Genomic DNA, 8,486 nt, shown 5'->3' with positions numbered 1-8,486 from the left:
TGTGCGCAGCGGGTTGATCTCCGAGACGGCGCCGACGAACGTGGTCTTGCCCACGCCGAAGCCGCCCGCCACCACGATCTTCGCGGAGGTGGTGGCCCGGCCCGCGTCAGAGCTTGCGAAGTCCACTGAGCACCCTTTCGAGCAGCGTCACGTCAGGAGCGCCACCGTTGTTCTCGTCGCCACCCGGCTGGTGGACGGCGACCAGGCCGGCCTCGGCGAGGTCGGCCACCAGGATCCGGGCCACGCCGAGCGGCATGTTCAGCAGCGCCGAGACCTCCGCGACCGACTTGACCTCACGGCACAGGTGGCAGATGCGCTGGTGCTCCGGGAGCAGCGTCACGAGTGCTGCCGGGTCGGCCGTGGTGCTGATCAGCGCCTCGATGGCGAGCTGGTAGCGGGGCCGGGTCCGGCCGCCGGTCATGGCGTACGGCCTCACCAGCGGCTGGTCGCCCTCGTCCCCGTACGGCTCCGCGTACGGATCATGATGGGCGGTGGGCGGGGTCATGAATCCTCCGGGCGGGACAGCAAGTCGGTCAGTCAAGCCGTCTGACGGGGCCGGTGGGGGGATTGTGGCGGCCGGACGGTGTTTTTGTGAGGTGGGTGGTGCCGGGGCCGGTCAGTGGAGCAGACTGCCCTGGAGTTCGGCGCGCAGGTCCGGGGTGAGTACCGCACCCGCGCGGTCGACGAGCAGTGCCATCTCGTAGCCGACGAGGCCGATGTCCGCCTCCGGGTGGGCCAGGACCGCGAGGGACGACCCGTCGGAGATGGACATCAGGAAGAGGAACCCGCGCTCCATCTCGACCACCGTCTGTGCCACGGTGCCGCCCTCGAAGATCCGGGACGCCCCGGCCGTCAGCGAGGTCAGCCCGGAGGCCACGGCCGCCAGCTGGTCGGCGCGGTCTCTCGGGAAGCCTTCGGACATCGCCAGCAGAAGGCCGTCGGCGGAGACCACCACGGTGTGGGACACCCCGGGGGTGTTGTCCACGAAGTTGGTGATCAACCAGTTCAGGTTCTGTGCCGCCTGGCTCATCGGACTCAACTAACGCTCCTGCTGGTGAGTGGGGCTCGGGAAGCTGCCGGTCTGGCCGCTGCCGGCCTGACGGCCCTGAGCGATGCCCCGACGGAGATTGGTCAGCCGGCCGCGTACGTCATCGGGCGCACGCGAGACCTGCGGACCGCTTTGGTGCTGTTGCTGCTGGGCGGTGCCGGGCACGAGGTTCGCCCGGGGCACCCGGCGCGGGAGGCCGGAGGTGGTGACCCCGCCCGCGGCGGGCTGCCGTACGCGCTCGGCCTGCCGGACGAGTTCGTCGTTCGGCGAGGTCCGCCAGGACCCGGTGTTCGGACCGGAGCGCTGCGGAGCGGACGCGGGCGCCTGCTGCTGCGGCGCCTCGGGCGCGTTCTCCTGCTGCTGCTGGAACCAGTTGGTCTCCAGCGTGTCGAACAAGGGGGTGCGACCGTCCCCCGGACCGCTGGCCGGCGGCAGCGCCCACCCGTCACCCGGCTCCAGGCCCTCGCCGGACCGCTGCGCGGCACCCCGGTCGTCCGGCTCCTCGCGGAACGGACGCTGCTGCGGGGCCGGCGGGCGCGGGGCGCCGAAGTCGTCGCGGCGGGCCGGCTGCGGGCGCTCGTACTGCCCGCTCTGGCCGGCGTTCGGCAGGGCGTGCTGCCCGGTGGAGCCGCCGTCGTACCCGCCGTCGTACGCCTGGGGGGCCTGCGGCGCCGGGAACTGGCCCGTGTGCTGCGTGCCGTTGTCCGGCCGGCCGGCGCCGGGAGCGCCGAACACGTCGGAGCGGGCGAACGAACCGGTGTCCTGCCGGCTGCCGGGACCGTCGAAGGGGCCCGCCTGCCGCTCGGCGTCCGGCCGCGGGAACTGGCCGGTGTGCCCGAGGTCGTCCGGGCGGGCGAACCGGCCCGCGTTCCGGCCGTCGTCGAGCTGCGGGAACTGGCCTGTGCTCTGCGTGTTCCCGGGCTGCGGGTACTGGCCCGTGGTCTGGGCGTTGCCGGGCTGCGGGTACTGGCCCGTGCTCTGCGTGTTCTCGGGCTGCGGGTACTGGCCCGTGCTCTGCGTGTTCCCGGGCTGCGGGTACTGGCCCGTGGCCTGGACATTGTCGAGCTGCGGGAACTGGCCCGTCTGCCGGAGGTCGTCCGGGCGCGCGTACTGGCCGGTCTGCCGGGCCGGGCCGGGCAGCTCGGCGCGCGGGAACTCGCCCGTCGCGGCCGGGCCCTGCGCGTCGATGCGGGGCATCTCGGCGGTGGAGCCCGGACCCTGCCGGTCGTCCACGCGCGGCATGTGCGCCGTCTGCGCCGGGTCCTGCTCGTCGTGGCCGCGCGGAGTGTCCAGCGAGGCACGGGAGACCGGGGCCTGGGCGTCGGCCCAGCCCGGGGTGCGGGACTGCGGCTCCGCGCCGGGCAGTTCGGCCCGGGGGCCGCCGCGCGGCGGCAGCTGGGGCCGGCGTCCCTGGTCCGCCGGACCGCCGGAGCGCTTGCGGCCGCGGCCGCCGCCGAACAGATCCTGCTGCGGGCCGTTCGGGTGCGCGGCCTGGAGGCCCTGCGGCGCACCGGGCGCCTGGCCGCCGGGTGCGCCCGCGCCGGAACCGGCCGGCGTCCGGCCGCCCTGCTGCGGCGCGGCACCGGGGCCGCCCTGCGGACCGCGAGCCCCGCCCTGCGCACCGGGACGGCCGCCCTGGCCGGTGCCGGGCAGCGCGGCCCGGGGACCCTGGCCGGAGCCGGCCTGGCCGCGCGGGCCCGGACCGCCGCCGAGCAGCCCGCCGCCGGCCGGACCAACGCCCTTGTTGCCGGTCTGCCGCCTGGCCGCGGCCGCACCCGCGGCGGCCTGCGCCGCCGCGGGACCACCGGTGGACATGGGGGCGCCGGGCTTGCCGGGCGTCGGCTTCTTGTCGCCCTGGGCGACGTCCACCGGAAGCATGACCAGCGCGGTCGTACCGCCGGAGTCGGACGGGCGCAGCTGGATGCGGATGCCGTGGCGCTGGGAGAGCCGGCCGACCACGAACAGACCCATGCGGCGGGAGACCGACACGTCCACGGTGGGCGGCGAGGCGAGCCGCTCGTTGATCGCCGCCAGGTCCTCGGGGGACAGGCCGATGCCGGTGTCGTGGATCTCGATCAGGACGCGGCCGTCGGGCAGCGCGTGACCGGTGACCTTGACCTTGGTCTGCGGCGAGGAGAACGAGGTCGCGTTCTCCAGCAGCTCGGCGAGCAGGTGCACGAGGTCGTTGACGACCCGGCCGGCGACCTGGGTGGTGGGCACCGAGGCCAGCTCGATGCGCTCGTACTGCTCCACCTCGGAGGCGGCGGCACGGAGCACGTCGACCAGCGGGACGGGGCGGGTCCAGCGGCGGCCCGGTTCCTCACCGGCGAGGACGAGGAGGTTCTCGCCGTTACGGCGCATGCGGGTGGCGAGGTGGTCCAGCTTGAACAGGGAGGACAGCTGGTCCGGGTCGGCCTCGCGGGACTCCAGCTCGGAGATCAGCGACAGCTGGCGCTGGATCAGGCCCTGGGAGCGGCGCGAGAGGTTGGTGAACATCGCGTTGACGTTGCCCCGCAGCAGGGCCTGCTCGGCGGCGAGGCGGACCGCCTCGCGGTGCACGTCGTCGAAGGCCGCGGCCACCTGGCCGATCTCGTCCCGGGAGTGCACACCGACCGACTCCACGGAGGTGTCGACGTCCTGCGGGTCGGACTCGGAGAGCTGCTTGACCAGCTCGGGCAGGCGGTCCTGGGCGACCTTGGTGGCGGTCTCCTGGAGCCGGCGCAGCGAGCGGATCATGGAGCGGGCCACGACGAACGCGCCGACCAGCGAGACACCGAGCACGAGCAGGATCAGCACACCGGAGAAGATGGCCTCCCGCTCGGTGGCGCTCTTCAGCTCGCGGGCCTTCTGCTCCATCTCCTCCAGGAGCGTGTGCTCGATCTTCTTCATCTGCTCGAGCTTGGTCGAGCTGTCGTCCACCCAGTCCTTGTAGGACCGCGCCGGCAGCTGCTGCAGGCCGTCGGGGGACTCGAAGGAGCGCTTGGCGTAGGTGTCGGCCGCCTCGATCGTCGGGTTGCCCTCGTCGATCGGCTTCAGCAGCTCCTCGGCGTCGTGGTCCGCGTAGATCTTCCGGAAGATCGCCAGCTCGGAGTTCTCGCTCTCGTACGCCGACTGGCCGTAGAGGCGGTCGTTCTCGGAGAGGTCGCCCTTGGTGGCGGGGGTCGCCGGCAGCGCGGCGGCGATCATGGCCCGCTGCACGGAGGCGTACTCCTTGGCGGTCGAGAAGGCCGCCAGGGCGCGGGTACGGGAGATCATCTCCGGGTTGCTGGACGCCTCGGCCATGTCCTGGGAGAGGCCGATCAGCTGGCTGATGAGCCGGTGGTAGGACTCCACCGTCTGGGAGGCGTTCCGCTCCGACGCGTACGACTTCTGGCGGATCTTGGCCAGGTCGTCGAGCTGGTTGGCGAGGCCGACGAGCGCGTCGCGCACGCCCTGGAGCTTGCCGTCCTTGCTCGCCGCGTCGATCTTCTCGGAGTCGTCGAGGAAGTCGTCGCGGGCCCGGTCGGTCTTCTGCTGGTAGGCCTTGATCTGGTAGTCGTTCGCCTTCAGACCGCCGTGCGCCAGCGGGCCGGCCGACTGGTCGCGCTCCTCCTGGAGCGCCGCGGCCAGCTCGGTGGCCTGCTTGGTCATCTCCGTCAGCAGCTTCATGTTGTCGAGCTGCTGGATGTCGTTCAGGTTCTCGTTGATGCGCAGGGCACCCAGCGTGGTGGCCGCGACCACGGGGAGCGCGAGCAGCGAGACCAGGCGGGTGGAGATGCGCCAGTTGCGCAGGTGCATCCGGGAACCGGAGCCGACGGAGCCGCCCGGGGCGGGCTTCACCGTGGGCGTGGGGGCGCCGGAGGGAGCCGTCTTCGCGGGGGCCGACAGGGTGGGGGTCCCAGGGCGTCCGGCGCGCTCACCGCCGTCCTTGGCCGGGGCCGGACCCGGGCTCTGGGCGTGCTGGGGCGTCGAACCGCGGTCGGCCCCGCCGTGCGGCTCCGGCTCCGCCGAAGCGCTGCCATCCCTCTTGAAACGTCCCTGCACTAGCGTCGCAACCTCTGGACCAGGCGCCCCTCCGCGTGAACGGAGGGACACGGTGTCGGCGTTGTGGGGAGCGCCCTGAATACGCCCCCCGGGTGGTCTTGAGTGACCGGCGCTGGCTCCCCCTGTCCCGCCGCCGCTCGGCGCTGTGTTGCGCCCCCTGCGCGCCGGCTCGATCCCGCGGCGGTCCGTGGAATTCCAGCACAGTGCAGGATCTCCAACAAGGGCAGTGGGCCGAGCTGTGACCTCCGTGACAAAGTGTGAGGGACGAGTTACCAGCCGTGGACCCGGATTCGGTCGATAACGGGCATATTTCGGCGAGTCGTCGGTCGTGGCCTGGTGTCCCAGTCGCCATGATCAGGAGCGGAATGATGGCTTCAGGTGTCCAATGTCCGTTTCGTTGCGGGCGATTGGCGGTCGGAATTGACCGATTTGCCCGTGAGGTCGTGAGCAAACTCACACACTTCTCGGGGACAGTAGGCGACTTCGTCGGGGAATCGGATGTTTAGCCTGACGCTTTACAAGACGGACGACTCTGCCAACCCACTCGACCAGAGGGCACAGGACGACAACGGTGAAGACGACGATGATGTTCCGCAAGATAGCCAACCCGCGACGCACGACCCTGGCGCACCTGAAGGACGCCGGCGAGCTGCACACGCCCGAGCTGCCGGAGCACTCCGTCGACCTCCCCGCCCAGACGGCCAACCCCCGGCGCACCGTCCTCATGGAGGTCCCGGTGGGCTCGGGGGCTCCGGCGGGCGAGTGACCGACGGCTTCACCGGACGCGGCCGGCGGGATCGGGTGGCGATCCCCCCGGCCGCTTCCGTGTCCGCCCGCCGTCCGTCCCGCCGTCCGCCCGCCGTCCGTGCCGCCGTCCCTCCCGCCGGGCGGACGGGGCGCGCGAGGCGGCAGGGACGCGGGCGTGAGGTGGAACGGCGCCGCACGGAATCCCGGGTGACCCGCCTCTGACCTGCGGCGACACCCCCAGCATCGGTGGGCGGCCCATAGCTCCGATAACCTGGGGCGTCAATACGCCGGTTCTCAAACGAGGGGCGCGAGCATCCCGTGCGCATCGCCAGGTTCTCCATCGACGGGAACGTAGCCTTCGGCGCGGTCGAGGGCGACAAGCAGGACGAACTCGTCCTCGACATCATCAAGGGCATCCCCTTCGCGGACTTCGAACTGTCCGGGACGAAGGTGCCGCTGAGCAAGGTCAGACTGCTCCCGCCGGTGCTCCCCAACAAGGTCGTGGCCTTCGGCCGCAACTACGCCGAGCACGCGCGCGAGCTGGGCAACGAGGTCCCCGAGGCGCCGTTCGCCTTCTTCAAGCCGTCCACCTCGGTGATCGGCCCCGGCGACGAGATCCGGTACCCGTCGTTCTCCCAGGAGCTGCACCACGAGGCCGAGCTGGCCGTCGTGATCGGCCGCATGTGCCGCGAGGTGCCCCGCGAGCGGGTCAAGGACGTCATCCTCGGCTACACCTGCGCCAACGACGTCACCGCCCGCGACGTGCAGAAGCGCGAGAAGCAGTGGGCCCGGGCCAAGGGCTTCGACAGCTCCTGCCCGCTCGGCCCCTGGGTGGAGACCGACCTCGATCTCGCCCGCGCGGGTGACCTGACCATCCAGCTCACCGTCAACGGCGAACAGCGCCAGCTGGGCCGTACGAGCGAGATGATCCACCCCATCGAGGACCTGGTCGTCAACATCTCGGAGGCCATGACGCTGCTCCCCGGCGACGTCATCCTCACCGGAACCCCCGCGGGGGTCGGCCCCCTGAACGTCGGCGACGAGGTCGCCGTCACCATCGAAGGCATCGGCACTCTCACCAACAAGGTTGTCAAGCGTGGCTAGCGCACCTGTACGCGTCCGTTTCTGCCCCTCGCCCACCGGTAACCCGCACGTGGGCCTGGTGCGCACCGCCCTGTTCAACTGGGCGTTCGCCCGGCACCACCAGGGCACCCTGGTCTTCCGCATCGAGGACACCGACGCGGCCCGCGACTCCGAGGAGTCCTACAACCAGCTCCTCGACGCGATGCGCTGGCTCGGCTTCGACTGGGACGAGGGCCCCGAGGTCGGCGGCCCGCACGCGCCGTACCGCCAGTCGCAGCGGATGGACATCTACCAGGACGTCGCCCGCAAGCTCCTGGACGGCGGCTACGCCTACCACTGCTACTGCTCCCAGGAGGAGCTGGACACCCGCCGCGAGGCCGCCCGCGCCGCCGGCAGGCCCTCCGGCTACGACGGCCACTGCCGCGAGCTGACCGCCGAGCAGGTCGAGCAGTACCAGGCGCAGGGCCGTGAGCCCATCGTCCGCTTCCGGATGCCGGACGAGACGATCACGTTCACCGACCTGGTCCGCGGCGAGCTGACCTTCACCCCGGAGAACGTGCCCGACTACGGCATCGTCCGCGCGAACGGCGCCCCGCTGTACACGCTGGTCAACCCGGTCGACGACGCCCTGATGGAGATCACCCACGTCCTGCGCGGCGAGGACCTGCTCTCCTCCACCCCGCGCCAGATCGCCCTCTACAAGGCGCTGATCGAGCTGGGCGTCGCCCAGCGCGTCCCGGAGTTCGGCCACCTGCCCTACGTCATGGGCGAGGGCAACAAGAAGCTGTCGAAGCGCGACCCGCAGTCCTCGCTGAACCTCTACCGCGAGCGGGGCTTCCTGCCCGAGGGGCTGCTCAACTACCTGTCCCTGCTGGGCTGGTCGCTCTCCGCCGACCAGGACATCTTCACGATCGAGGAGATGGTCCGGGCCTTCGACGTCTCCGACGTCAACCCCAACCCGGCCCGCTTCGACCTGAAGAAGTGCGAGGCGATCAACGGCGACCACATCCGCATGCTGGAGGTGAAGGAGTTCACCGAGCGCTGCCGGCCGTGGCTGAGGGCCCCGTTCGCGCCCTGGGCGCCGGAGGACTTCGACGAGGCCAAGTGGCAGGCGATCGCCCCGCACGCCCAGACCCGCCTGAAGGTCCTGTCGGAGATCACCGACAACGTCGACTTCCTGTTCCTGCCGGAGCCGGTCTTCGACGAGGCGAGCTGGACCAAGGCGATGAAGGAGGGCTCCGCCGCCCTGCTGCGCACGGCCCGCGAGAAGCTCGACGCGGCGGACTGGACCTCGGCCGAGTCGCTGAAGGAGGCCGTCCTGGCCGCCGGCGAGGCGCACGGCCTCAAGCTCGGCAAGGCCCAGGCCCCGGTCCGCGTGGCCGTCACCGGCCGCACCGTCGGCCTGCCGCTGTTCGAGTCCCTGGAGATCCTGGGCAAGGACACCACGCTGACCAGGATCGACGCGGCCCTGGCCAAGCTGACGGCGTAGGCACCCCGGGCGGGGGGGGGGGGGGGGGGGGGGGGGGGGGGGGGGGGGGGGGTGGGGGGGGGGGGGGGGGGGGTGCGGGTCGGCTTTCCCCGGTAC

6 protein-coding genes and 1 pseudogene are annotated in these 8,486 nt (G+C 72.0%); 3 read left to right on the top strand and 4 right to left on the bottom strand.

Going from position 1 to position 8,486, the window contains the following annotated elements; genetic code table 11:
- The 4 genes and pseudogenes from ACZ63H_RS08650 to ACZ63H_RS08635 form a co-directional block, all read right to left on the bottom strand.
- Positions 1–126 (bottom strand): annotated as a pseudogene (locus ACZ63H_RS08650) (ATP-binding protein); the annotation flags it as partial.
- Positions 107–505: a DUF742 domain-containing protein gene (locus ACZ63H_RS08645; protein WP_467939083.1), complete on the bottom strand. Its 399-nt coding sequence runs from the start codon at positions 503–505 to the stop codon at positions 107–109. The pseudogene ACZ63H_RS08650 and the gene ACZ63H_RS08645, both read right to left, overlap by 20 nt.
- 111 nt (positions 506–616) lie before the next feature.
- Positions 617–1,030, bottom strand: coding sequence for a roadblock/LC7 domain-containing protein (locus tag ACZ63H_RS08640; protein WP_014675212.1), 414 nt, complete (start codon positions 1,028–1,030; stop codon positions 617–619).
- Positions 1,031–1,039: 9 nt separating this feature from the next.
- Positions 1,040–5,071 carry a sensor histidine kinase gene (locus ACZ63H_RS08635; protein ID WP_469863070.1) on the bottom strand — a complete coding sequence of 1,344 codons (4,032 nt, stop codon included), beginning with the start codon at positions 5,069–5,071 and terminating at the stop codon, positions 1,040–1,042.
- 571 nt (positions 5,072–5,642) lie between these two features.
- Here ACZ63H_RS08635 and ACZ63H_RS08630 point away from each other — a divergent pair.
- The 3 genes from ACZ63H_RS08630 (at position 5,643) to gltX (ending at position 8,390) form a co-directional block, all read left to right on the top strand.
- Positions 5,643–5,837, top strand: a complete 195-nt coding sequence (locus ACZ63H_RS08630; RefSeq protein ID WP_467939087.1) for a hypothetical protein — start codon at positions 5,643–5,645, stop codon at positions 5,835–5,837.
- Between the two features lie 299 nt (positions 5,838–6,136).
- Positions 6,137–6,922 (top strand): fumarylacetoacetate hydrolase family protein, encoded by a 786-nt coding sequence (locus ACZ63H_RS08625; RefSeq protein WP_469863069.1) that lies wholly within the window; start codon positions 6,137–6,139, stop codon positions 6,920–6,922.
- Positions 6,915–8,390: a glutamate--tRNA ligase gene (gene gltX / locus ACZ63H_RS08620; protein ID WP_469863068.1), complete on the top strand. Its 1,476-nt coding sequence runs from the start codon at positions 6,915–6,917 to the stop codon at positions 8,388–8,390. The genes ACZ63H_RS08625 and gltX overlap by 8 nt, the downstream gene beginning before the upstream one ends.
- Positions 8,391–8,486: the final 96 nt, after the last annotated feature.

The sequence above is a fragment of the Streptomyces sp. NPDC104831 genome, from assembly GCF_055583025.1.
Note: the sequence above shows the minus strand (reverse complement) of the source record. Positions and strands in the feature narration are given on the sequence as shown.

Excerpts from the sequence above, each read along its gene's own strand:
- ACZ63H_RS08645 (WP_467939083.1), bottom strand. The coding sequence starts at position 505 with ATGACCCCGCCCACCGCCCATCATGATCCGTACGCGGAGCCGTACGGG.
- ACZ63H_RS08640 (WP_014675212.1), bottom strand. The coding sequence starts at position 1,030 with ATGAGCCAGGCGGCACAGAACCTGAACTGGTTGATCACCAACTTCGTG.